This window comes from Pseudomonas mucidolens (assembly GCF_900106045.1).
Classification (GTDB): domain Bacteria; phylum Pseudomonadota; class Gammaproteobacteria; order Pseudomonadales; family Pseudomonadaceae; genus Aquipseudomonas; species Aquipseudomonas mucidolens.
Genome location: NZ_LT629802.1, coordinates 4,018,134 through 4,042,090 on the forward strand (window position 1 = coordinate 4,018,134; position 23,957 = coordinate 4,042,090).

Consider the following 23,957-nt stretch of genomic DNA (forward strand, 5'->3'; position numbering starts at 1 on the left):
CGCGGCCTTTTTTTGGGCGCTGCCTTTATTTACCCAGCGGAATCTTGGGCGCCCAGATCAGCCATTCATCTTCAAACTTGTCGAACAACGGGAACGTCTGCTCGGGCAGGGCCCTGTTACCCATGCGTTCGCCTTCCGGAGTGGCAAAGGCGATACCGCCCTGGATCAGGGTTTCCAACGATTCGGTACGCACAGTCGCCCCCTTGAACAGGCCGAAGTCGAGACCAAAACCGCTGGAGTTCCAGAAGCGACTGCCGCCGCGCACCAATGGCGCGTACTTGGGTTCGATCAGCACATGGATCAGCACACGGTCGGCTGTCTTGCCCAGTTCGTAACCGGTGACTTTGCCCACGGTGACTTCTCGGTACGTTACCGGCACGCCAACTTTCAGCGAACCCCGGCGAGCGGCACTGAGCACCAGGCTCAAACCGGCTTCCGGCACATCGACCTCAGGCGGTTGAGCCAGGGCCACGAAGTTCTTTTGTGGGCCGGTACTTTTCACCGGCGGCAAGACTTCGATGTATTGACCGGTAACCAGCGTTTCCAGGTTCTCGGTTTTCATCAGGCCCAGCTCTGGCTTGACCACCCAGAACTGGCTGCCGGCACGGGCAATTTTCTCAGGCACTTGCGTGATGCGCGCGCTGAGTATCACCGATTGCATGTCGGCGCTCAGATCGACGCTTTCGATCTTGCCCACGTCCAGCCCCTTGAAGCGAATCGGTGAGCCGGCACGCAGGCCATCGGCCCGATCAAGCTTGATCGTCACCAGTGTTCCGCTCTGACTGGCGGTTTCATGATCGGCAAACAGGCGGAAACGTGGAATACGTTTTTTCAGCGGGACATTCTGCTCCGGGGTTTCAAAAGCAATACCACCGGCCATCAGGCTTTGCAGGGATTCACTTTTCACCTGGATGCCGCCGGTGAGCCCGCCCGTCAACGTCACGCCGCTGGCGTTCCAGAAACGCGTCGAACCGTTGACCAGACCTTCGTATTCCTTCTCGATGTGAACGCCAATCACCAGTTGTTTGCGCTTGCGCGAGAACTGATAACTCTGGACCGAACCGACCTTGACCTGCTTGTAGAGGATCGGGCTTCCGACCTCCAGGGAACCAAGGCTGTCGGTCAGCAAGACAAGGTGCAAGCCTGGCGAGCGCAAGTCCAGCGGCGGAGCTTTGGCCCGAGCCTCGAATTCTCTCTGGGGTGTGGCGCCCTTGTCGCCGGGGCGAATAGCAATGTAGTTGCCTTTGACCAGGGCTTCCAGGCCGGTGATACCCGCCAGGGAGATGGAAGGTTTGACCACCCAGAATTGCGTGCCGTCGACCAGATAATCTTCGGCCAATGGGTCCAGGGTCAATTCGGCAGTGGCGCTGGACAGGTCAGAATCGACCTTCAGGGCTTTCAGGCTACCCACCTGGATGCCTTTGTACATCACCGGCGTACGACCGGCTTGCAGGCCCTCGAAGTCGCTGAGTTTGACCTTGATCCGGATACCTGCGGCGGCGGCATCAAAGTCTTCATACAGACGGAACGGCAGGCTTGGATCCGTGGGCGGACTATCCGTACGATTCTCCGGTGTGGCGAAGGAGATACCACCGGACACGATGCTGGCCAGGGATTCGCTGCGCACTTTGACGCCAGACAGGTTCGCGTCGATGCTGATGCCGCTGGCGTTCCAGAAACGTGTGTGTTTGCGCACCAGATTGGCGTAGGTCGGCTCGATATAGACTTTGATCTCGACGGTGTTCTGATCGGCGGATAACAGGTAGCTTTTAATCTGGCCCACCTGGATCTGTTTGTAGAATACCGGGCTGCCGCGGTCGAGCGAACCGAGTCGATCGGCCTTGAGGGTCAGGTGCAAACCGGGCTTGGCGTCGGACAATGGCGGCTCTTCGGAGAGCGCCTTGAACTTGCGTGTGGGTTCGCCATCACCGGGGCTGGCGGCGATGTAGTTACCCGAGACCAGGGTTTCGAGCCCAGTGATCCCGGCCAGAGTGACACTGGGCTTGACCAGCCAGAAGCGCGTGTTGGACTTGAGGTACTGATCAACGTCCTTGTCCATCTCGATGGTCGCAATCACCCCGCGATTACTGCCTTCATCATCCAAGGCCAGGGTTTTGACCTTACCCACGGGCATGCCTTTGTAGACCACTTCGGTCTTGTTGGCTTGGATGCCTTCGCCACTTTCAAAGCGCACCTGGATCTCGATGCCTGTCTGGCTGTAGGAACGCCATCCGAGCCAGCCGCCGATCACCAAGGCGATCAGAGGCAGCACCCAAATGGCCGACCAGTTCGAAGCGGGGCGGGTTTTAGCCGTTGGCAAATCAGTCATGGTCGTCGTCCGACTCCGTGTTATCCCAAATCAGTCGGGGATCAAAGGTTACTGCGGCAAACATTGTCAAAATAACTACGCTGGCGAAAGCCACGGCGCCGAGATTGGCCTCGACGCTGGCAAGTCGACCAAAGTTGACAACCGCCACGAGGATGGCGATCACAAAGATATCCAGCATGGACCAGCGACCGATGAATTCGATAAAGCGGTACATGATAATGCGTTGGCGGGCAGACATCGGCTGATGGCGCTGTACCGAAAAAAGTAACAACGCGAGACCTACCAGTTTGAAGGTCGGGACCAGGATACTGGCGATAAACACCACGGCGGCAATGGGGAACATGCCATGCTGAACCAGCTCGATCACACCGGCCATGATCGTGCTAGGAGCGCCTTGCCCCAAAGAGCTGATCGTCATGATCGGCAGCAGATTCGCCGGGATATATAGAATCGCAGCGGTGATCAGCAATGCCCAGGTGCGCATCAAACTGTTCGGACGCCGAGCGTGGACCAGCGCGCCGCACCGGGTGCACGTTTGTTCGTCGGTATTGGGATCTTGCTTGTTCAGTTCGTGACATTCCGTACAGATCAGAATGCCTGCATCAATCGCCCGCATGAACATCCTCTCCAGACAAAGCTTGCCAGATCTGGTGAGGCGACATCACTACCTCCAGCAGAATCTGAACCATCAACAGGCTGATAAAACACACCAGTCCCAGGCCCAAGGTGAGAGAAGCTATATCGACCAGCTTTACGATCGCGACCAGCACTCCCATCAGGTAGACCTCAAGCATTCCCCAATCCCGCAGGTGATGATAAATACGGTAGAGCAGCAGGCCGTAGTTACGACCGATATTCCAGCGAATACTGAGCAGTACCGCGAGCTGGCAGAGCAGCTTGACCAGCGGAATACCCATACTGCAAAGGAACACCACCACGGCAACACCTTGCATGCCGGTATTGAACAAGGCGACGACACCACTCCATACCGTGTCCTCAGAAGTCAGCCCGAGTAGATTGAGCTGCATGATGGGTAAAAAGTTCGCAGGGACGTACAACAACAACGCGGCGAGCACCAAGGCGAGGCTTCGCTCGATGACGTTGTAGCGATGGGCGTACAGCTCATAGCCACAGCGTGGGCATTGGGCTTTTTCACCATGGGCCAGCGCTGGCTTGCGCATCAGCAAGTCGCATTCGTGACATGCCAGCAAATCGTCCAGCGGCAAATCCGACACCTTTAAGGTATCAACCGGATCGGGCATATAGGGCTCGAGCTCTAAAAATGATCAGGTGCCTATTCTAGTGTTCTGGCCCGGAAATAACTGTGCAAATTTGTCGGCAAGTTACAGTGTTTGTTCGCCGTCACTTTCCGAACGCCCAAAAACAAAACCCCTGTCTGCGTAGGCAGACAGGGGTTCTGGAATTTAATCTTGACGATGACCTACTCTCACATGGGGAAACCCCACACTACCATCGGCGATGCATCGTTTCACTACTGAGTTCGGGATGGGATCAGGTGGTTCCAATGCTCTATGGTCGTCAAGAAATTCGGTGGCCGGCGCGTTTTCTCTAACGAGATCACGTTCCAGCGAATGGGTATGTAATAGATTTGTGTGTGCTGCAAACTTTCGGTTTGTATCGTCTTCACACACCGCAATCTGGTTGCTCTGGATTAGAGAGCCGACGCAAATTGCTTGGGTGTTATATGGTCAAGCCTCACGGGCAATTAGTATTGGTTAGCTCAACGCCTCACAGCGCTTACACACCCAACCTATCAACGTCGTAGTCTTCGACGGCCCTTCAGGGAACTCAAGGTTCCAGTGAGATCTCATCTTGAGGCTAGTTTCCCGCTTAGATGCTTTCAGCGGTTATCTATTCCGAACATAGCTACCCGGCAATGCCACTGGCGTGACAACCGGAACACCAGAGGTTCGCCCACTCCGGTCCTCTCGTACTAGGAGCAGCCCCTCTCAAATCTCAAACGTCCACGGCAGATAGGGACCGAACTGTCTCACGACGTTCTAAACCCAGCTCGCGTACCACTTTAAATGGCGAACAGCCATACCCTTGGGACCGGCTTCAGCCCCAGGATGTGATGAGCCGACATCGAGGTGCCAAACACCGCCGTCGATATGAACTCTTGGGCGGTATCAGCCTGTTATCCCCGGAGTACCTTTTATCCGTTGAGCGATGGCCCTTCCATACAGAACCACCGGATCACTAAGACCTACTTTCGTACCTGCTCGACGTGTCTGTCTCGCAGTCAAGCGCGCTTTTGCCTTTATACTCTACGACCGATTTCCGACCGGTCTGAGCGCACCTTCGTACTCCTCCGTTACTCTTTAGGAGGAGACCGCCCCAGTCAAACTACCCACCATACACTGTCCTCGATCCGGATAACGGACCTGAGTTAGAACCTCAAAGTTGCCAGGGTGGTATTTCAAGGTTGGCTCCACGCAGACTGGCGTCCACGCTTCAAAGCCTCCCACCTATCCTACACAAGCAAATTCAAAGTCCAGTGCAAAGCTATAGTAAAGGTTCACGGGGTCTTTCCGTCTAGCCGCGGATACACTGCATCTTCACAGCGATTTCAATTTCACTGAGTCTCGGGTGGAGACAGCGCCGCCATCGTTACGCCATTCGTGCAGGTCGGAACTTACCCGACAAGGAATTTCGCTACCTTAGGACCGTTATAGTTACGGCCGCCGTTTACCGGGGCTTCGATCAAGAGCTTCGCGTTAGCTAACCCCATCAATTAACCTTCCGGCACCGGGCAGGCGTCACACCCTATACGTCCACTTTCGTGTTTGCAGAGTGCTGTGTTTTTAATAAACAGTCGCAGCGGCCTGGTATCTTCGACCGGCATGAGCTTACGGAGCAAGTCCTTCACCCTCACCGGCGCACCTTCTCCCGAAGTTACGGTGCCATTTTGCCTAGTTCCTTCACCCGAGTTCTCTCAAGCGCCTTGGTATTCTCTACCCAACCACCTGTGTCGGTTTGGGGTACGGTTCCTGGTTACCTGAAGCTTAGAAGCTTTTCTTGGAAGCATGGCATCAACCACTTCGTCACCCAAAGGGTAACTCGTCATCAGCTCTCGGCCTTAGAATCCCGGATTTACCTAAGATTCCAGCCTACCACCTTAAACTTGGACAACCAACGCCAAGCTGGCCTAGCCTTCTCCGTCCCTCCATCGCAATAACCAGAAGTACAGGAATATTAACCTGTTTTCCATCGACTACGCTTTTCAGCCTCGCCTTAGGGACCGACTAACCCTGCGTCGATTAACGTTGCGCAGGAAACCTTGGTCTTTCGGCGTGGGTGTTTTTCACACCCATTGTCGTTACTCATGTCAGCATTCGCACTTCTGATACCTCCAGCAAGCTTCTCAACTCACCTTCACAGGCTTACAGAACGCTCCTCTACCGCATCATCCGAAGATGATACCCGTAGCTTCGGTGTATGGTTTGAGCCCCGTTACATCTTCCGCGCAGGCCGACTCGACTAGTGAGCTATTACGCTTTCTTTAAAGGGTGGCTGCTTCTAAGCCAACCTCCTAGCTGTCTAAGCCTTCCCACATCGTTTCCCACTTAACCATAACTTTGGGACCTTAGCTGACGGTCTGGGTTGTTTCCCTTTTCACGACGGACGTTAGCACCCGCCGTGTGTCTCCCATGCTCGGCACTTGTAGGTATTCGGAGTTTGCATCGGTTTGGTAAGTCGGGATGACCCCCTAGCCGAAACAGTGCTCTACCCCCTACAGTGATACATGAGGCGCTACCTAAATAGCTTTCGAGGAGAACCAGCTATCTCCGAGCTTGATTAGCCTTTCACTCCGATCCACAGGTCATCCGCTAACTTTTCAACGGTAGTCGGTTCGGTCCTCCAGTTAGTGTTACCCAACCTTCAACCTGCCCATGGATAGATCGCCCGGTTTCGGGTCTATTCCCAGCGACTAGACGCCCTATTAAGACTCGCTTTCGCTACGCCTCCCCTATTCGGTTAAGCTCGCCACTGAAAATAAGTCGCTGACCCATTATACAAAAGGTACGCAGTCACCCAACAAAGTGGGCTCCCACTGCTTGTACGCATACGGTTTCAGGATCTATTTCACTCCCCTCTCCGGGGTTCTTTTCGCCTTTCCCTCACGGTACTAGTTCACTATCGGTCAGTCAGTAGTATTTAGCCTTGGAGGATGGTCCCCCCATATTCAGACAAAGTTTCTCGTGCTCCGTCCTACTCGATTTCATGACTAAGAGATTTTCGCGTACAGGGCTATCACCCACTATGGCCGCACTTTCCAGAGCGTTCCGCTAATCTCAAAGCCACTTAAGGGCTAGTCCCCGTTCGCTCGCCACTACTAAGGGAATCTCGGTTGATTTCTTTTCCTCAGGGTACTTAGATGTTTCAGTTCCCCTGGTTCGCCTCTTGCACCTATGTATTCAGTACAAGATAACCATCTTATGATGGCTGGGTTCCCCCATTCAGACATCTCCGGATCAAAGTCTGTTTGCCGACTCCCCGAAGCTTTTCGCAGGCTACCACGTCTTTCATCGCCTCTGACTGCCAAGGCATCCACCGTATGCGCTTCTTCACTTGACCATATAACCCCAAGCAATCTGGTTATACTGTGAAGACAACATTCGCCGAAAATTCGCAATCACTCACAAATTTTACCTTAGCCTGATCCGTTACCAGTGAAAGTAACGTTCAGTCTATCTTTCTATCACATACCCAAATTTTTAAAGAACGATCTAATCAAAGACTAGAAATCAACATTCACCATCATCACAATGGAATGCTCATTTCTAAGCTTTAAACAGTAGAAGCAGTAGTGGTGGAGCCAAGCGGGATCGAACCGCTGACCTCCTGCGTGCAAGGCAGGCGCTCTCCCAGCTGAGCTATGGCCCCGTATTTCTACAGGCGTTTCCCACACAAAATTGGTGGGTCTGGGCAGATTCGAACTGCCGACCTCACCCTTATCAGGGGTGCGCTCTAACCAACTGAGCTACAGACCCAATTTCGGGCTGCTTCTTTCGTCTTCTTCAATGAATCAAGCAATTCGTGTGGGAACTTATGGAGCAGCTGATGTCGTCGATTAAGGAGGTGATCCAGCCGCAGGTTCCCCTACGGCTACCTTGTTACGACTTCACCCCAGTCATGAATCACACCGTGGTAACCGTCCTCCCGAAGGTTAGACTAGCTACTTCTGGTGCAACCCACTCCCATGGTGTGACGGGCGGTGTGTACAAGGCCCGGGAACGTATTCACCGCGACATTCTGATTCGCGATTACTAGCGATTCCGACTTCACGCAGTCGAGTTGCAGACTGCGATCCGGACTACGATCGGTTTTATGGGATTAGCTCCACCTCGCGGCTTGGCAACCCTTTGTACCGACCATTGTAGCACGTGTGTAGCCCAGGCCGTAAGGGCCATGATGACTTGACGTCATCCCCACCTTCCTCCGGCTTGTCACCGGCAGTCTCCTTAGAGTGCCCACCATTACGTGCTGGTAACTAAGGACAAGGGTTGCGCTCGTTACGGGACTTAACCCAACATCTCACGACACGAGCTGACGACAGCCATGCAGCACCTGTCTCAATGTTCCCGAAGGCACCAATCTATCTCTAGAAAGTTCATTGGATGTCAAGGCCTGGTAAGGTTCTTCGCGTTGCTTCGAATTAAACCACATGCTCCACCGCTTGTGCGGGCCCCCGTCAATTCATTTGAGTTTTAACCTTGCGGCCGTACTCCCCAGGCGGTCAACTTAATGCGTTAGCTGCGCCACTAAGAGCTCAAGGCTCCCAACGGCTAGTTGACATCGTTTACGGCGTGGACTACCAGGGTATCTAATCCTGTTTGCTCCCCACGCTTTCGCACCTCAGTGTCAGTATCAGTCCAGGTGGTCGCCTTCGCCACTGGTGTTCCTTCCTATATCTACGCATTTCACCGCTACACAGGAAATTCCACCACCCTCTACCATACTCTAGTCAGTCAGTTTTGAATGCAGTTCCCAGGTTGAGCCCGGGGATTTCACATCCAACTTAACAAACCACCTACGCGCGCTTTACGCCCAGTAATTCCGATTAACGCTTGCACCCTCTGTATTACCGCGGCTGCTGGCACAGAGTTAGCCGGTGCTTATTCTGTCGGTAACGTCAAAATTGCAGAGTATTAATCTACAACCCTTCCTCCCAACTTAAAGTGCTTTACAATCCGAAGACCTTCTTCACACACGCGGCATGGCTGGATCAGGCTTTCGCCCATTGTCCAATATTCCCCACTGCTGCCTCCCGTAGGAGTCTGGACCGTGTCTCAGTTCCAGTGTGACTGATCATCCTCTCAGACCAGTTACGGATCGTCGCCTTGGTGAGCCATTACCCCACCAACTAGCTAATCCGACCTAGGCTCATCTGATAGCGCAAGGCCCGAAGGTCCCCTGCTTTCTCCCGTAGGACGTATGCGGTATTAGCGTCCGTTTCCGAACGTTATCCCCCACTACCAGGCAGATTCCTAGGCATTACTCACCCGTCCGCCGCTCTCAAGAGAAGCAAGCTTCTCTCTACCGCTCGACTTGCATGTGTTAGGCCTGCCGCCAGCGTTCAATCTGAGCCATGATCAAACTCTTCAGTTCAAACATCTTTGGGTTTTTAAGAAACCCTAAACTTGGCTCAGCAATCGTTGGTTACATCTTTGATTTCTCGCGGAGTAACTTGTGATGCTGATAATCTTGTTGACTATCAGTCTTACTCCACAAGCACCCACACGAATTGCTTGATTCAGTTGTTAAAGAGCGGTTGGTTAAGATCTTTCGTCTCAACCGAGGCGCGCATTCTACAGCAGCCTCTGTTGCTGTCAAGCGGTTATTTTAAGAAGTTTTCAAAGTTTCCTCTGCAACTTCAACCACTTGCGCTTCCGATCTCTCGTTAGCGGGAGGCGAATTCTACAGCGTTACACGCTGCTGTCAACACCTCTTTTTTACCACTTTCGACCGAGAAGATCGAACCGTTGATAGAGCCATACAACCTTGCTCCAGCAACTTCTTCCAGGCTTCGATGATCTGAAGCAGGCCGCTGTCGAACTCTGCATAACTCTTTGTTTACCAAGGAGTTTTCCGTTTCGACTGCGCCGGAAGTGGGGCGAATTATAGACAGATATAATTCCCCGTCAACCGTTAATTACGCTTTTGTTGCAGAAGAAGTCTTTTTAGCCGTCAGACGAGGGATTCGACGCATCACCGGTGGCACGCGAATGATCAGAAGCAGCGCCCCTATCGAGGCATAGATAACCCATTCCTTGAGGTCCGCACGCACGATCCACAACATGTGCAACAAACCAAGCCCGAGAATCACATAGACCAGACGATGCAGCTTCTTCCAACGCACGCCCAGCCTGCGCCGACTGTAGCGGTTAGAGGTTACTGCCAACGCCAACAGCCCCAGGAACCCCAACGCGCCGACGATGATGTAGGGACGCTTACTCAGCTCCACGCCCAACTGCGACCAATCAAGCCCCAGGATGAACACGCAGTAAGCCGCCAAATGCAGCACCACATAAGCAAAACACCACAATCCCAATTGCCGTCGTACGGCGATCCACCCCGCCCAACCACTCAGCTTTTGCAAAGGCGTCATGCTCAAGGTGATCAGCAACAGAATCAGCACGCCCAAGCCGAGTCGATCCACCAGCACTTTGCCCGGGTCAGGCCCAAGCGCAAAACTCCAGGCTTCATACAGCCAAAGCAACGGCCACACCAAGGCCGCAATAAACACGCCGACTCGCCAGATCGAGTAACGCATCAATAATTCTTCCGCAGGTCAAGGCCGGTATAGAGAGCAGCGACTTCTTCGGAGTAGCCGTTGAACATCTGCGTTTCACGCACGTTAGGACTGAACAACCCACTCGGTAGGCGACGCTCCCGTGCCTGCGTCCAGCGCGGGTGATCAACCGTGGGATTCACGTTGGCATAAAAGCCATACTCATCCGCGGCAATGCTTTGCCAGGTGGTTTTCGGTTGCTCGCTGACCAGACTGATCCGCACGATCGACTTGATGCTCTTGAAGCCGTACTTCCAAGGCACCACCAACCGCAACGGTGCACCATTCTGATTGGGCAACTCCCGGCCATACATCCCCACCGCCAGGATCGCCAAAGGATTCATCGCTTCATCCAGGCGTAACCCTTCTACATAAGGCCAATCGATCAAGGCAAAACCGGAGCGCTGCCCCGGCATGCTTTTCGGATCCTGCAGGGTCTCGAAGCGAATGTACTTGGCCTTGGATGTCGGCTCGACCTGCTTGAGCAGGGCCGAGATCGGGAAACCGATCCACGGAATAACCATCGACCATGCTTCGACACAGCGCAGACGATAAATCCGCTCTTCCAACTGATAGGGTTTCATGAAGTCTTCCAGGGCATAACGCCCAGGCTTCGCGACCTCACCATCAATCACCACACTCCAGGGTTCGGTCTTGAGCGATCCCGCATTGGCTGCCGGATCCCCTTTATCAGTACCGAACTCATAGAAGTTGTTGTAATGGGTTGCGTCCTTGAACGGTGTAATAGCCTCGTCCTTGACGGTAACGGCCTGCCACTGGGTGCTCGGCAGTTTTTCGGCAAACCAGTCTGGAGCCTTGCCGGGCGCTACATCCGCATAACGCGCAGCTTCGTCGGCGCTGGCCCAGCGAGGAAGGCTGCTCGCGGCAATACCTGCGAGCGCGCCACCGAGCAGGCTGCGACGAGAAAAATAGAGGGATTCAGGGGTCACTTCCGACTCTTGGCAGTCGGAAGCTTTGGGTACTTTGATCAACATGGCAACTCCGCAGTTTTGGAGGGTGATGCACCAATAGACTGCGGAGTATGGGGAACATTACATTAAGGCAATGTTTTGCGTCTGCGCAGATGCAGCAAGTATTGCACCGGGCCCGACGCGGCATACGCGAGGAACACCAGCAGCAGAATACGTGGCGGATCACTGAACACCACGGCGAACACCAGCACTACCGCAAGGATTGCAACAAACGGCACGCGCCCCTTGAGGTCCAGCTCCTTGAAGCTGTTGTACTTTATATTGCTGACCATCAGCATGCCCGCTGCCGCCACCATCAAGGCAACCAGGAACGACATTCTGGAACCCTGGATTCCGTAATCGCTGAACGCCCAGACAATACCCGCCACGACACCCGCCGCTGCCGGACTGGCCAGACCGATGAAATAGCGTTTATCGGCGGTACCCACCTGGGTATTGAAGCGCGCCAGGCGCAACGCGGCACCCGCCACATAGATGAAGGCCACCATCCAGCCGACTTTGCCCATATCCCCCAGCGCCCAGGCAAATGCCAGCAACGCAGGCGCCACGCCAAAGGCAACCATGTCCGACAGCGAGTCATACTCGGCGCCGAAGGCACTCTGGGTATTGGTCATCCGTGCGACGCGTCCATCCAGGCCATCAAGGACCATGGCAACAAAGATCGCGATTGCGGCGAAACCAAAGTACTTGCTCGCACTGGCTGCATCGCCGGCCGCCAGCGCGCTCTGGGCACTCATGGAGTTAATGATGGAGTAGAACCCGGCAAACAGGTTCGCCGTGGTGAACAGGTTTGGCAGAAGATAGATGCCACGGTGCCGGACTTTACGGCCTTCAGCATCATGGCCTTCCTCGACATGCTCATCGATCGGTAGCAGGCTTTCGGCGTCAGAGGCCTGGTTTGGCTCTTCGGGACGTTCGCTCATGGACTTTACCTTGCAACGGTGTGAAAAAATTCGACAGAAGCTTGCGGCGAATGTTCGCCCGCAAACGATGCAGCTTTATACCAGAACCAGCCCCCCAAACGAAAAAACGCGGCCTAAGCCGCGTTTTTCGTTGATCCGTTCGACTTAGTTCTTGGCTTTGTCGACGATCTTATTGGCACCGATCCACGGCATCATGGAGCGCAGTTGCTCACCGATGATTTCGATACCGTGGGCGGCGTTGTTACGACGCTTGGCGGTCATCGAAGGGTAGCCGGTTGCACCTTCGCTGATGAACATTTTGGCGTACTCGCCGTCCTGAATGCGTTTCAGGGCGTTGCGCATGGCCTGACGGGACTCGGCGTTGATCACTTCCGGACCAGTCACGTACTCGCCGTATTCGGCGTTGTTGGAGATCGAGTAGTTCATGTTGGCGATACCGCCTTCGTACATGAGGTCAACGATCAGCTTCAGTTCATGCAGGCATTCGAAGTAGGCCATTTCCGGCGCGTAGCCAGCTTCAACCAGGGTTTCGAAACCAGCCTTGACCAGCTCAACGGTACCGCCGCACAGAACGGCTTGTTCGCCGAACAGGTCGGTTTCAGTCTCGTCCTTGAAGGTGGTTTCGATGATGCCGGTACGACCGCCACCGACGCCAGCGGCGTAGGACAGCGCAACGTTTTTGGCGTTGCCCGAAGCGTCCTGGTAGATCGCGATCAGGTCAGGAATACCGCCGCCCTTGACGAACTCGGAACGCACGGTGTGGCCTGGCGCTTTCGGCGCGATCATGATCACGTCGAGGTCAGCGCGCGGCACAACCTGGTTGTAGTGAATCGCGAAACCGTGGGAGAAGGCCAGGGTAGCGCCCTTCTTGATGTTCGGTTCGATTTCGTTCTTGTACAGCGCGGACTGGAACTCGTCCGGGGTCAGGATCATGACCAGGTCGGCAGCAGCAACGGCGGAAGCAACGTCAGTCACTTTCAGGCCGTGGGCTTCTGCCTTGGCAACAGTGGCCGAGCCTTTACGCAGGCCGACAGTCACGTCAACACCGGAATCTTTCAGGTTGCAGGCTTGCGCGTGACCCTGGGAGCCGTAGCCGATGATGGCGACTTTCTTGCCCTGGATGATCGACAGGTCACAATCTTTTTCGTAATAAACTTTCATGAGGTTCCTCTATATATCCAGGCCGTAAGGCCATTCACTAATTTGGGTTAGATGCTGAGTACTTTGTCGCCACGGGCAATCCCGGTGACACCACTGCGTACCGTTTCCAGAATCGAAGCTGTTCCGATCGACTGGATGAAACTGTCAAGCTTGTCACTGGTACCGGTCAGTTGGACGGTGTAAACGCTGGCGCTCACATCGACGATCTGCCCGCGGTAAATATCAGTAGTGCGTTTGATCTCGGCACGCTGGGCGCCAGTGGCCTTGACCTTGACCAGCATCAACTCACGTTCGATGTGGGCACTTTCCGACAGGTCGACCAGCTTGACCACTTCGATCAGCTTGTTGAGGTTTTTGGTGATCTGCTCGATCACCTCATCATGCCCCACTGTAGTCAATGTCAGACGCGACAGCGTCGGGTCTTCGGTCGGGGCCACAGTCAGGCTTTCGATGTTGTAGTTGCGTTGCGAAAACAGGCCGACCACACGAGACAAAGCGCCCGGTTCGTTCTCCAGAAGCAGGGAGATAATGTGCCGCATGATTAGGTACGCTCCGTCTTGTTCAGCCACATGTCGCGCATAGAGCCGTCTTTGATCTGCATCGGGTAGACGTGCTCGCTGGTGTCGACCTTGATATCGATGAACACCAGGCGATCCTTCATGGCGAACGCCTCTTCCATCTTCGGCTTCAGATCCTTCAGATCCGTGATGCGAATGCCGACGTGGCCATAGGCTTCAACCAATTTTACGAAATCCGGCAGCGACTCCATGTAGGAATGAGAGTGACGACTGTTGTAGCTCATGTCCTGCCATTGGCGAACCATGCCCAGCACACCGTTGTTCAGACAAACGATCTTCACCGGCAAGCCATATTGCAAGCAGGTCGACAGCTCCTGGATGTTCATCTGGATGCTGCCTTCGCCGGTAACGCACGCAACATCAGTGTCCGGGAAGCTCAGTTTCACCCCCATGGCCGCCGGGAAACCAAAGCCCATGGTGCCCAGGCCACCGGAGTTGATCCAGCGGTTAGGCTTGTCGAACTTGTAGTACTGCGCGGCAAACATCTGGTGCTGGCCCACGTCCGAAGTGACAAAGGCATCGCCCTTGGTGACTTCGCACAGGGTTTCGATCACGGTCTGCGGCTTGATGATGCTGCCGTCGCCCTTATCGTAAGGGAACAAACCACGATCACCGCGCCACTCATCAATCTGCTTCCACCAACTGGCAACGGACTCTTTGTTCGGCGTCTCGCCGATGTCCTTGAGCGCAGCAACCATTTCGCTCAACACGCTTTCCACAGGTCCCACGATCGGCACATCGGCCTTGATGGTCTTGGAGATGGACGCCGGATCGATGTCGACGTGGATAATCTTGGCATTCGGGCAGAACTTGCTCGCGCCATTGATTACCCGATCATCGAACCGCGCACCGACCGCAAGAATCACGTCGGCATGGTGCATGGTCAGGTTCGCCGTGTAACTGCCGTGCATGCCAAGCATGCCGACGAATTGGCGATCGGTACCCGGAAATGCGCCCAGGCCCATCAACGTATTGGTCACCGGCAGGTTGAGCATCTTGGCCAATTCGGTCAGCGGTGCGGAACCGCCTCCCAGAATCACGCCACCGCCCGAGTAAAGCACCGGACGCTTGGCCGCCAGGAGCATCTCCGCGGCCTTGCGAATTTGCCCCGAGTGCCCACGAACCGCCGGGCTGTAGGAACGCAGCTTGGCTTTCTTCGGGAAGACGTATTCGAATTTTTCCGCCGGGTTGGTCATGTCTTTCGGGATATCGACCACCACAGGCCCCGGACGACCGGATTGTGCGAGGTAGAACGCCTTTTTCATGACTTCCGGGATTTCCGAGGCATGCTTGATCATGAAGCTGTGTTTCACGATCGGCCGGGAGATACCGATCATGTCGGTTTCCTGGAATGCATCGGTACCGACCATGGTGCTTGCCACCTGGCCAGAAATAACCACCATCGGAATGGAGTCCATATAGGCAGTCGCGATACCGGTCACGGCATTGGTTGCGCCTGGGCCGGAAGTCACCAGAACCACGCCGGCTTTACCGGTGGCACGGGCATAACCGTCAGCCATATGGGTCGCGGCCTGTTCGTGGCGAACCAGGATGTGGTTGACAGCCGGTTCCTTGAACAGCGCGTCGTAGACATGCAGCAGAGCACCACCCGGGTACCCGTAGATATAATCGACGCCTTCGTCACGCAAAAAGCGGACGAGCATCTCACCGCCAGATAAAAGCTCCACGTTGTTCACCTCTAAAACGCCAGAATACCGTCCGTTGAAAACCGACGGGTCTTAATAGGTTTACTTCTCAACAGAGCATGAGCGACGGTGGTCGCCGACTACGTCAGCACTGACTGAGCAAGTATTGGGATCGTCCCAAGTGTTGCGGGCTTTTCCCACCCAGCGCGAGGTAACGCGTTGCGGGTGTAACAGGTCGGCGCGGATGTGCGCCTCATGATCTGCTGAATGGGTCTGCTTCTGGCAGTCCCTCTACAGCGGACTTTGGATTCTTCTGTTTCAGCCTCTTCAAGTCAAGCAATAATTGCGCTTTTTTCCATCTAAGCGCATGAGAACGCATAAGAAAGAGGTTTGAGGAGGGATAAAACTCGCCTGAATGTCGTCAAGCGGTAGAAATGTGCGCAAGACTGCCGGAAAAACCGGCAGTCAGGCAATTAACCAGCGTCGACGATCAGTTGATCGAATTTTTTCAGCGCCGTGCGCAAGCCCTGGCTCTCTTTCGGCCGGTCTGCGTAGACCATCTCGGCCATTTCCAGAATGCCCGAGGCATTCGGCAACGGCAGGTCCTGCTCGAGAATCTGCTTCATGCGAGCGAGGAAGATCCATTGCAGCCACTGGTGAAAGTCCAGGGTGTCGACCGAAAACGGCTCGACGCTGCTCAACGCCTCGACACCGGGAGACTCTTCATCCCACCAGCCCTGCAGGCGCAGCTCACGCTCGATCAACAACAGTTGTTCGGCAATCGCCGGAAAACGCACATCCATCAGAGGCTAACCTTAGCCTTTTGGCGCGCCTGGGCCGCACCGGTGGCATCGCCCTGTTTCTCGCGAGCCTGGGCAATGACCCCCCAAAGGCTTGCCTGCAAGTCTGGACGGCCGTTGGCCAGTGTCAGGCCACGGCGCGCAAACTGCTCGGCTTGCGGCGCATCGCCTTGGGCCAGGCGTACTTGCGCCAGGCGATAGAGCACTTGCGGCTCACGCGGTGCCACGCGCTGAGCGCGCTCAAGACTCGACGATGCGCCATTCAAGTCGCCGCCGGCCTGTTGTTGCTGGGCCGTAGTGAGCAAGGCCAGGACTGGACCGTCCAACTGCTCGTCGGCCGACAAGCCACCGGTATTGGCGGATGGAATTCCACTCGGCGTCGAGGGCAGGTTGTAGCTGCCCTGATTGACCGGGCTGGGCTGGATCGGCGCCGAGTCCACCGGACCCGGTGTGATCGGCCCCGGCGTAAATGGTTGGGTACTGATCGGCGCGGAGGTGGTCGCACCGCCGCCTGGCACCATCACCACCACACCCGAATCCTGCGGGACGGCTTGAGTGGTCGCCGCGGTCGGACGTGTGGTCACGGTCTGCCGAAAACCACCGGTGGCCGAGATCCGGTCATTATTGGAAACGGCGGTACCGGAATCCACCACGGGGATGGACCCGCGCTGCACGCTGGAGCAGCCACTGAGCAAAGCCAGTGTTGTAATAGCTGGAATCATCCACTTGTTCACTTGAAACCCTCTTTGCTTAATTCATCCAGCCCTTGACCCAATCCATCACCGACTCGGCGTCTGTGGGAATTGCGCTACGGCACGCGGGACCGGCGGGCGGCTCGCTGCCGCGAATATACGGCATCTGTACCGCGCCCGGGCAGTTTGCATCGGAGCCCTGGCCGGTATGGGGGTCAATCCAGGCCTGGACGATATTGTCAGGCTGCGGCATGTTCAGAGGCAACGGGTCAGCCTTGTGCATGAAACTGGTCCAGACTTGCAGCGCGCCGGTGGCGCCGGTAAACGGTGTCTTGCCGTTATCATCACGCCCCAGCCAGACCACCGCGAGCAAGTCCTGGCTGAAGCCGGCGAACCAGCTATCCCGGGAGTCGTTACTGGTACCGGTCTTGCCGGCCAGCGTCAGGTTGGCCGGCAATGTACGGTAGACCGAGCGACCCGTGCCTTCGCGCATCACCCGTTGCATGGCGTTCTGCACCAGATAGATGGACGCCGGATCAAAGCGTTGTTGAATCTGGAACGGGTAACGCTTGAGTGGCTCCCCTTCTGCGGTCAATACGCTGCGAATCCCGCGCATCGGCGTATTGAAGCCGCCGTTGGCCAGGGTCTGGTACATGGCCGCCACTTCCATCGGACTCAAGCCCCCCGCCCCCAGCAGCATCGACGGGAACGCCGGGAATTCCCGACTCACGCCCAGTCGCGCCAAAGTCTTGAGCACGTTCGGCACGCCCAACTCCAGGCCCAGTCGTGCCGTGGACAAGTTATAGGAGTGCGCAAGGCCCTGGTACAGAAACACCGTACCGTGGGAGCGACGATCATAATTCTGCGGCTTCCAGACTTGCCCATCGGCGCCCTTGACCGAAAAGGCCTCGTCGGACAGCCAACTGGTCAGTGTGTACTTGCTCGGTTTTTCCAGCGCGGTCAGATAGACCGCCGGCTTGATCAACGAACCAATCGGTCGCACGGCGTCCAGCGCACGGTTGAACCCGGCGAAGCTGGCCTGGCGACTGCCAATCATCGCCTGCACTTCCCCCGTCTCCGGATTGGTCACGACCATCGCCGCTTCCACTGCATCGGCGCCTTTACGTCCAGCCAGACGCTTGAAGGTGTCAGTGACCGAGGCTTCAGCCTTCATCTGCAGGATCGGGTCGAAACTGGTGAAGATCCGCAGCCCTTCTTCAGTCAAGTCCTCGTCACGATAGTCTTCACGCAACTGGCGCTTGACCAGATCGATAAAGCCCGGGAACGAGCTGTCCGCCAATTTGCCGCGAGTGGTGACCCCCAGCGGCATTTTCTTCGCGGCAGCGATCTGCTCGGGTGTGGCAACGCCCTGCTGCTCCAACACATCAAGCACCAGATTGCGACGCTCCAGGGCTCGCTCAGGGTTGCGTCGTGGATTGTAATAAGACGGTCCCTTGACCATGCCCACCAGCAAGGCCACTTGATGCAACTTCAGTTCAGACAGTGGCTGGCCAAAGAAGAACTGACTGGCCAAGCCAAAACCATGCACCGCGCGCTGCCCGTCTTGGCCGACGAACACCTCGTTGAGGTAGGCCTCGAGAATTTCCTGCTTGCTGTAATGCAACTCCAGCAACATCGCCATCATCGCTTCGGTGAGCTTACGGGTCAGGCTACGCTCGCTGGTCAGGTAAAAATTCTTCACCAGCTGTTGCGTCAGCGTACTGCCGCCCTGGGTCATCTTGCCGCCCGACGTATTGACCCAGAGCGCACGGGCAATCGACTTGGGTGATACACCCCAGTGACTGTAGAAGTCCCGGTCTTCCACGGCGACCAGGGTTTCCAACAGATAAGGTGGCACCTGATCGATCTTGATCAGAATGCGGTCTTCAAGGTTCTTCGGGTAAATCCCACCAATCATCAACGGTTCCAGACGAACCACCGGCAACTTCCCGCCGTCAAGCAACGACAGCCCGGCGACGTAGTCCCCGGAAAAGCGCACGCGCACCTGCTGCGCCTTTTCCAGACCTTCATAGAACTGGAAGCCACGAGTGTTCAAGTCGACCGTGTTGCCGCTGACGGCGGCCGCACCGGGACCATTGCTCACGCTTTCACGTCGATAGCCCAGGGCATCGAGTTCGGTGAGGAAGTCGGCCTTGCTCAACTTCTGACCGGTGAACAGTTCCAACGGACGCGCGTAGACCTTCGCCGGAATGGTCCAACGCTTGCCGGAGAACTTCTCCTGGACAACGGCATCGAGGTAAACCGCAAAGCCAGCGATTATCACCAGGCCAACCAGGCCAAGCTTTAACGCCCAGCCCAGCCACGGACGCAGGCTGCGAGAAGGAGGTTTTTTTCGGGAACGGGGAGATCGGGTACGAGTCATGGCGGCGGATTATACGCACTTTATTGATGTTCAACATGAACCGGACAGCGGTTTGCACGACCAGCGTGAGCCGCCATAATGAGCGCCATTATTTTTCCAGACTCTGAAGGATCGCCCGTGAGCCAGTCCCTGATTGCTGCCCTGCAAGACCCGGCCCTGTTTCCACATCCGGTAGATGAGTTTCAAGTCATCGAAACCCATATTTCCTGGGTTCTGCTCACCGGCCCTTACGCTTACAAGATGAAGAAGCCGGTGAATTTCGGCTTCCTCGATTTTACCCAACTGGACGCCCGCGGCCACTTCTGCAACGAGGAATTGCGCCTTAACCAGCGCCTGACAGAAGATTTGTATCTTGAGGTTTTACCGGTCACCGGCAGCCTAGAGGCGCCGCAACTCAACGGCGAAGGGCCGGTCGTCGATTACCTGCTGAAAATGCGCCAGTTCCCGCAAAGCCAATTGCTCAGCACCTTGCAGGCCAACGGTGAGTTGACCGCCGCCCACATCGATGAAATGGCCAGGCAGATTGCCCACTTCCACCTGAACGCGCCCGAGGTTCCAAAGGCGCACTCCGCCGGAACCCCGGACGATGTGATGGCCCCGGTGCGCCAGAACTTCGAGCAGATCCGTCCGTTCCTCAGCGACAAGGCTGACCTGACGCAACTAGCCGCGCTTGAGGCGTGGGCCGAAAGCAGTTACGAGCGCCTCAAGCCACTGTTCGAACAACGCAAGCTCAACGGTTTCATACGTGAATGCCACGGTGATATTCACCTGGGCAACGCCACCCTGATTGACGGGCACGTGGTGATCTTCGACTGCATTGAGTTCAATGAGCCATTTCGCTTCACCGACGTCTATGCCGATACCGGCTTCCTGGCCATGGACCTGGAAGACCGTGGCCTGAAATCCCTGGCCCGACGTTTTATCAGCCAATACCTGGAACTGACCGGCGATTATCAAGGCCTCGAGCTGCTGAACTTCTATAAAGCCTACCGCGCCCTGGTTCGGGCTAAAGTCGCGCTGTTCAGCATGCCGGCTGAAGCGGCCGCCGTGCAACGCGCAACGACCCTGCGCCAATACCGAAACTACGCGAACCTGGCGGAAAGCTACAGCACCATCCCGTCACGTTTCCTGGCAATCACCCATGGCGTATCGGCCACCGGTAAAAGCCACGTGGCCATGCGCCTGGTGGAAGCCTTGGGCGCCATACGCGTACGCTCCGACGTGGAGCGCAAGCGCCTGTTCGGCGAACAGAAAATCGAAAACACCGCGCACGCCGGGATCTATGCAACTGACGCCAGCGCCGCGACCTATACGCGGTTGCACGAGATCGCCGATACCGTGCTGCGCGCAGGCTTCCCCGTGGTGCTCGATGCAACCTACCTCAAGCATGCTCAGCGCGACGCCGCCGCCAAGGTCGCTGAAGCGACCGGAGCACCGTTTCTGATTCTCGATTGCAATGCACCTCAGGCGGTTATCGCCAGCTGGCTCGCGCAACGTCAGGCCGACCAGAACGATCCGTCCGACGCCACACTGGCGATCATCGAAACGCAACAGGTCAACCGCGATCCGCTCAGCGCCGAAGAGGTGCTGTTGAGCAAACGGGTCGAGACCAATGAAAGCGGCACGTTGGACGCACTGGTTGCGCACATCCGTCAGCGCCTACCAGGCCTGTAAGATAAATTTCTTGGTCGTGCAGTCTCCAGCCACTCACGACCAAGAAATAGTGGCACTATAATGGCATAACATATTCAACAGGAGATGCCGTTGTGAGCCAGCCGAAGCTTCTTGACTCCCCGCTTTACGCGCTGCTGCATAAAGATGATATTCGCGGCTTCAATCAGGCGCGCCCCAAGGAAGGCACTGTTGATATGCGCAGCGGCGACTTTCGCGGACTTGATCTGCGCGACTTGCATGCCGAAGGCGTGGATTTTACCGATGCCTACTTCCGCTCCGCCGACTTGCGCGGGCTGGACTTGCGCGAGTGCTCCCTGGAAGGCGCCAGCCTGGCCCATGCACAAATCTCGGGCACTTACTTCCCCGCCGCGCTGACCGCTGACGAAATCCTCATGTCAGTCAATTTCGGGACACGGCTGCGGTACAGCACCAAGTAATTTTTCTGCATCGATTCCCGATCCTGCGCAACGCAGGTCGGGCATTTGCTGGCTGCCCCCCCGTCAAAATTCCAGCGTCAGCCTTAGAAGCATTTAGGTCGTTTCTTAGCAAAGAACTGCACTTTTCCTACTGAGCGCTACACTCCCTTGCAGGCTTGCCTGGTCACGAAACCCATCGCACCGTTCGGCCGTTGCAAGGAGGCTTGATGAATGATGAGCTGCAACACCTGAAAAATCTGGGCAAGACGTCAGCGCAATGGCTGCATGCGGTGGGCATCCATAGCGCTTCGGACCTGCGGCGCCTGGGCGCGGTAGACGCTTACCGGGCGGTCCGTACTCGCGGCTTCCGGGCATCCAAAGTGTTGTTGTACGCCATCGAGGGAGCGTTGATGGATGTGCATTGGAATGACCTCCCAGCGGAACGTAAAGAAGCCTTGAAACGGCAGTTCGAGCACATGTCAGAAGGACAAAAAGACTGAAAGGAGCTGCAGGACGACATGTACTTCCCGACATTTCAGACAGGCGCTTGATGAAAACTGAAAAAGCCTAAAAACAAAGGTTGACTCTCAAATGAGAATCGTTATGATTATCACAACTGGTCGCGAGATCAGCCGATAACTGAAAGACCATTGGTTCGGACTCTCAGATTATCTCCTCATCAGGCTAATCACGGTTATTTGACCCGGCTCTTGCCGGGTCTTTTTTTGTCTGCGGAAAAACCGCTGATGCCGTCCTTCAACGGGCGATGATCAGCGGATGTCCTCGTTCGGGATGGGGTTGCACCAATACATCCAGACCGAACACCGCCTTCAACGGCTCCGGACGCAGAACGCTCGACGGAACGTCAAGGGCATGGGGACGGCCGTTCTCCAGTAGCAGGATGCGGTCACAGTAGCGGGCAGCCAGGTTCAAGTCGTGGAGGATCACCAGCACGGCAGCACCCCGATCAGCAAACCTGCGAATCACCTGCAAAGTCGTGTGCTGATGCAGCGGATCGAGCATCGAAGTGGGTTCATCGAGCAATAACGTTTGCCCCGCTTCACCCGGCCAGAGTTGCGCCAGCACACGCGCCAGATGCACCCGCTGCCGTTCGCCGCCAGACAAGGCCAAATAACTGCGCCCACTCAAATGACTGACGTCTGCGGCCTGCAAGGCAGCACTGATAATTTCATCGTCACGCAGCTGACCGGTGTGATGCGGCAGGCGTCCCATGCCAACCACCTCCTCAACCCGAAAAGCAAAATCCAGGGTGGATGTCTGTGGCAATACCGCAAGGCGCCGGGCCCGTTCGGCCCCACTCCAGTCTTTCAACTCGCGCTGGTCGAGCCATACCTGGCCCCTATCGACAGGCAACTGCGCGCACAACGCGGCGAGCAAGGTACTTTTACCGGCCCCATTGGGGCCCAGCACGCCCAGCACTTCGCCTGGCTTGAGATCCAGGGTCACATCGGCGAGGACGGTTTTGCGACCGCGCAGGATCTGCAGGTTTTCCACTCGCAGCATCAGGCGCGCCCTCGCACTAACAGGTAAAGAAAGAACGGGGCACCGATAAATGCAGTGACAATACCAATGGGCAACTCCGCGGGTGCCAAGGCCAATCGAGCCACCAGATCGGCAAACAATAGCAGGCTCGCGCCCGCCAGCAGCGAAGCGGGCAATAGCACACGATGGTCAGGTCCCGCCAACAGGCGCACCAGGTGAGGCACCACCAACCCGACAAAACCAATCATCCCCGCCGCCGCGACCGCCGCACCCACGCCCAGCGCGGTGCAAAACACCAACTCACGCTTGAGCCGTTCCACATCGACCCCCAGGTGACTGGCTTCAGACTCACCCAGCAACAGGGCATTCAGCGCCTTGGCTCGGCGCGGCAACCACAAGGCCACGCCGAGACTGACCAACAACAGCGGCCATAACCGTGAGTAACTGGCGCCATTCAAGCTGCCAAGGTTCCAGAACGTCAACGTGCGTAACGTGGCGTCATCTGCAAGGTAGGTAAACAACCCCACAGCTGACCCCGCCAATGCCGTCAAGGCGATCCCCGCCAGCAACATGGTCGCGACGTTGGTCTGGCCATTGCGCCGTCCCAGGCGATAGACCAGCGCTATCACTCCCAGGCCACCAAGAAAGGCGCATAACGACAGTACATAAGGTCCCAAGATGTCCGGCAGGCCGCCAAAAAACGTTCCTCCGACAATCGCCAGCGCGGCCCCCAGCGCCGCACCACTGGAAACCCCGACCAGCCCGGGATCGGCCAGCGGGTTGCGAAACAATCCCTGCATCGCGACCCCCGACAGCGCCAGCACGCCACCCACCGCCAGCCCTGACAAGGTCCGCGGCAAGCGGATCTGACCGAGAATCAACTCAGCCTGCTCCAGGCCCGCGGCGTCAATCGGCAGGCCCGACAAGCGCAAGGCGGCACGCAGCGTGTCGATCAACGGCAGGCTGACCGGCCCCAGCGCCAATGACAGCCAGATCGCCAACACGCACAGCAGCGTCAGGCCAATAAACAAGGTTCGAGGTTTA

At 56.3% G+C, this 23,957-nt stretch carries 17 protein-coding genes, 2 tRNA genes and 3 rRNA genes; 3 read left to right on the top strand and 19 right to left on the bottom strand.

All coding sequences use genetic code 11. The features are described 5' to 3' along the window. Window positions 1-25 precede the first annotated feature (25 nt). The 17 genes from BLU75_RS18625 to mrcB all read right to left on the bottom strand — a co-directional run bounded on the left by BLU75_RS18625 (window position 26) and on the right by mrcB (window position 19,320). Complete coding sequence (locus tag BLU75_RS18625) at window positions 26-2,329, bottom strand: PqiB family protein (protein WP_084379241.1); 2,304 nt, start codon at window positions 2,327-2,329, stop codon at window positions 26-28. Continuing rightward, entirely contained in the window at window positions 2,322-2,945 is a 624-nt protein-coding gene (locus tag BLU75_RS18630; protein WP_084379240.1) for a paraquat-inducible protein A, read from the bottom strand. The genes BLU75_RS18625 and BLU75_RS18630 overlap by 8 nt, the downstream gene beginning before the upstream one ends. Continuing rightward, window positions 2,932-3,591 (bottom strand): paraquat-inducible protein A, encoded by a 660-nt coding sequence (locus tag BLU75_RS18635; RefSeq protein ID WP_084379239.1) that lies wholly within the window; start codon window positions 3,589-3,591, stop codon window positions 2,932-2,934. Before BLU75_RS18635 ends, BLU75_RS18630 begins: the two co-directional genes overlap by 14 nt. Before the next feature lie 166 nt (window positions 3,592-3,757). After that, window positions 3,758-3,873 (bottom strand): 5S ribosomal RNA (rrf, locus tag BLU75_RS18640). A 161-nt stretch (window positions 3,874-4,034) separates the two neighbouring features. After that, a 23S ribosomal RNA gene (locus BLU75_RS18645) occupies window positions 4,035-6,928 on the bottom strand. A 233-nt stretch (window positions 6,929-7,161) separates the two neighbouring features. Further along, a tRNA-Ala gene (locus tag BLU75_RS18650) sits at window positions 7,162-7,237 on the bottom strand. A 30-nt stretch (window positions 7,238-7,267) separates the two neighbouring features. After that, window positions 7,268-7,344: transfer RNA gene (locus tag BLU75_RS18655), tRNA-Ile, on the bottom strand. An 81-nt stretch (window positions 7,345-7,425) separates the two neighbouring features. Then, window positions 7,426-8,962, bottom strand: a 16S ribosomal RNA gene (locus tag BLU75_RS18660). Together the 16S, 23S and 5S rRNA genes with 2 tRNA genes alongside form the textbook arrangement of a ribosomal RNA operon. A 544-nt stretch (window positions 8,963-9,506) precedes the next feature. Next, window positions 9,507-10,127: a protein-methionine-sulfoxide reductase heme-binding subunit MsrQ gene (gene msrQ, locus BLU75_RS18670; RefSeq protein ID WP_084379114.1), complete on the bottom strand. Its 621-nt coding sequence runs from the start codon at window positions 10,125-10,127 to the stop codon at window positions 9,507-9,509. Next, the gene (gene msrP, locus BLU75_RS18675) at window positions 10,127-11,140 is read right to left on the bottom strand and encodes a protein-methionine-sulfoxide reductase catalytic subunit MsrP (protein ID WP_084379113.1); all 1,014 of its coding nucleotides are present in this window, start codon (window positions 11,138-11,140) and stop codon (window positions 10,127-10,129) included. The genes msrQ and msrP overlap by 1 nt, the downstream gene beginning before the upstream one ends. Window positions 11,141-11,202: 62 nt before the next feature. After that, the gene (gene pssA / locus BLU75_RS18680; RefSeq protein ID WP_084379112.1) at window positions 11,203-12,060 is read right to left on the bottom strand and encodes a CDP-diacylglycerol--serine O-phosphatidyltransferase; all 858 of its coding nucleotides are present in this window, start codon (window positions 12,058-12,060) and stop codon (window positions 11,203-11,205) included. 144 nt (window positions 12,061-12,204) lie between these two features. Beyond that, window positions 12,205-13,221, bottom strand: coding sequence for a ketol-acid reductoisomerase (ilvC, locus tag BLU75_RS18685; protein ID WP_007948647.1), 1,017 nt, complete (start codon window positions 13,219-13,221; stop codon window positions 12,205-12,207). Window positions 13,222-13,268: 47 nt separating this feature from the next. Continuing rightward, complete coding sequence (gene ilvN, locus BLU75_RS18690) at window positions 13,269-13,760, bottom strand: acetolactate synthase small subunit (RefSeq protein WP_003176102.1); 492 nt, start codon at window positions 13,758-13,760, stop codon at window positions 13,269-13,271. 2 nt (window positions 13,761-13,762) lie between these two features. After that, a complete protein-coding gene (locus tag BLU75_RS18695; protein ID WP_084379121.1) occupies window positions 13,763-15,487 on the bottom strand; it encodes an acetolactate synthase 3 large subunit in 1,725 nt (574 codons plus the stop codon). 431 nt (window positions 15,488-15,918) lie between these two features. After that, complete coding sequence (locus tag BLU75_RS18700; RefSeq protein WP_084379111.1) at window positions 15,919-16,248, bottom strand: YqcC family protein; 330 nt, start codon at window positions 16,246-16,248, stop codon at window positions 15,919-15,921. Then, window positions 16,248-16,979, bottom strand: coding sequence for a tetratricopeptide repeat protein (locus BLU75_RS18705; protein WP_090221524.1), 732 nt, complete (start codon window positions 16,977-16,979; stop codon window positions 16,248-16,250). Before BLU75_RS18705 ends, BLU75_RS18700 begins: the two co-directional genes overlap by 1 nt. A gap of 16 nt (window positions 16,980-16,995) precedes the next feature. After that, window positions 16,996-19,320, bottom strand: a complete 2,325-nt coding sequence (gene mrcB / locus BLU75_RS18710) for a penicillin-binding protein 1B (protein ID WP_084379109.1) — start codon at window positions 19,318-19,320, stop codon at window positions 16,996-16,998. Window positions 19,321-19,437: 117 nt separating this feature from the next. Between mrcB and BLU75_RS18715 the strand changes: the two genes are divergently transcribed. From BLU75_RS18715 to BLU75_RS18725, 3 genes are all read left to right on the top strand, one after another. Next, a complete protein-coding gene (locus tag BLU75_RS18715) occupies window positions 19,438-20,994 on the top strand; it encodes a bifunctional aminoglycoside phosphotransferase/ATP-binding protein (protein WP_084379108.1) in 1,557 nt (518 codons plus the stop codon). A gap of 92 nt (window positions 20,995-21,086) precedes the next feature. Then, on the top strand, window positions 21,087-21,431 hold the full coding sequence (locus BLU75_RS18720; protein ID WP_084379107.1) for a pentapeptide repeat-containing protein: 345 nt from the start codon (window positions 21,087-21,089) through the stop codon (window positions 21,429-21,431). A gap of 206 nt (window positions 21,432-21,637) precedes the next feature. Beyond that, a complete protein-coding gene (locus tag BLU75_RS18725) occupies window positions 21,638-21,910 on the top strand; it encodes a TfoX/Sxy family protein (protein WP_084379106.1) in 273 nt (90 codons plus the stop codon). Window positions 21,911-22,166: 256 nt separating this feature from the next. On the opposite strand, the gene BLU75_RS18730 is transcribed toward BLU75_RS18725, so the two are convergent. After that, window positions 22,167-22,934, bottom strand: a complete 768-nt coding sequence (locus BLU75_RS18730) for a heme ABC transporter ATP-binding protein (protein ID WP_084379105.1) — start codon at window positions 22,932-22,934, stop codon at window positions 22,167-22,169. Then, complete coding sequence (locus BLU75_RS18735) at window positions 22,934-23,917, bottom strand: FecCD family ABC transporter permease (RefSeq protein WP_165447499.1); 984 nt, start codon at window positions 23,915-23,917, stop codon at window positions 22,934-22,936. Before BLU75_RS18735 ends, BLU75_RS18730 begins: the two co-directional genes overlap by 1 nt. Window positions 23,918-23,957: the final 40 nt, after the last annotated feature.

Excerpts from the sequence above, each read along its gene's own strand:
- BLU75_RS18635 (WP_084379239.1), bottom strand. The coding sequence starts at position 3,591 with ATGCCCGATCCGGTTGATACCTTAAAGGTGTCGGATTTGCCGCTGGAC.
- pssA (WP_084379112.1), bottom strand. The coding sequence starts at position 12,060 with ATGAGCGAACGTCCCGAAGAGCCAAACCAGGCCTCTGACGCCGAAAGC.
- BLU75_RS18725 (WP_084379106.1), top strand. The coding sequence starts at position 21,638 with ATGAATGATGAGCTGCAACACCTGAAAAATCTGGGCAAGACGTCAGCG.
- msrP (WP_084379113.1), bottom strand. The coding sequence starts at position 11,140 with ATGTTGATCAAAGTACCCAAAGCTTCCGACTGCCAAGAGTCGGAAGTG.
- ilvN (WP_003176102.1), bottom strand. The coding sequence starts at position 13,760 with ATGCGGCACATTATCTCCCTGCTTCTGGAGAACGAACCGGGCGCTTTG.
- msrQ (WP_084379114.1), bottom strand. The coding sequence starts at position 10,127 with ATGCGTTACTCGATCTGGCGAGTCGGCGTGTTTATTGCGGCCTTGGTG.
- BLU75_RS18700 (WP_084379111.1), bottom strand. The coding sequence starts at position 16,248 with ATGGATGTGCGTTTTCCGGCGATTGCCGAACAACTGTTGTTGATCGAG.
- BLU75_RS18630 (WP_084379240.1), bottom strand. The coding sequence starts at position 2,945 with ATGCGGGCGATTGATGCAGGCATTCTGATCTGTACGGAATGTCACGAA.
- ilvC (WP_007948647.1), bottom strand. The coding sequence starts at position 13,221 with ATGAAAGTTTATTACGAAAAAGATTGTGACCTGTCGATCATCCAGGGC.
- BLU75_RS18730 (WP_084379105.1), bottom strand. The coding sequence starts at position 22,934 with ATGCTGCGAGTGGAAAACCTGCAGATCCTGCGCGGTCGCAAAACCGTC.
- mrcB (WP_084379109.1), bottom strand. The coding sequence starts at position 19,320 with ATGACTCGTACCCGATCTCCCCGTTCCCGAAAAAAACCTCCTTCTCGC.
- BLU75_RS18625 (WP_084379241.1), bottom strand. The coding sequence starts at position 2,329 with ATGACTGATTTGCCAACGGCTAAAACCCGCCCCGCTTCGAACTGGTCG.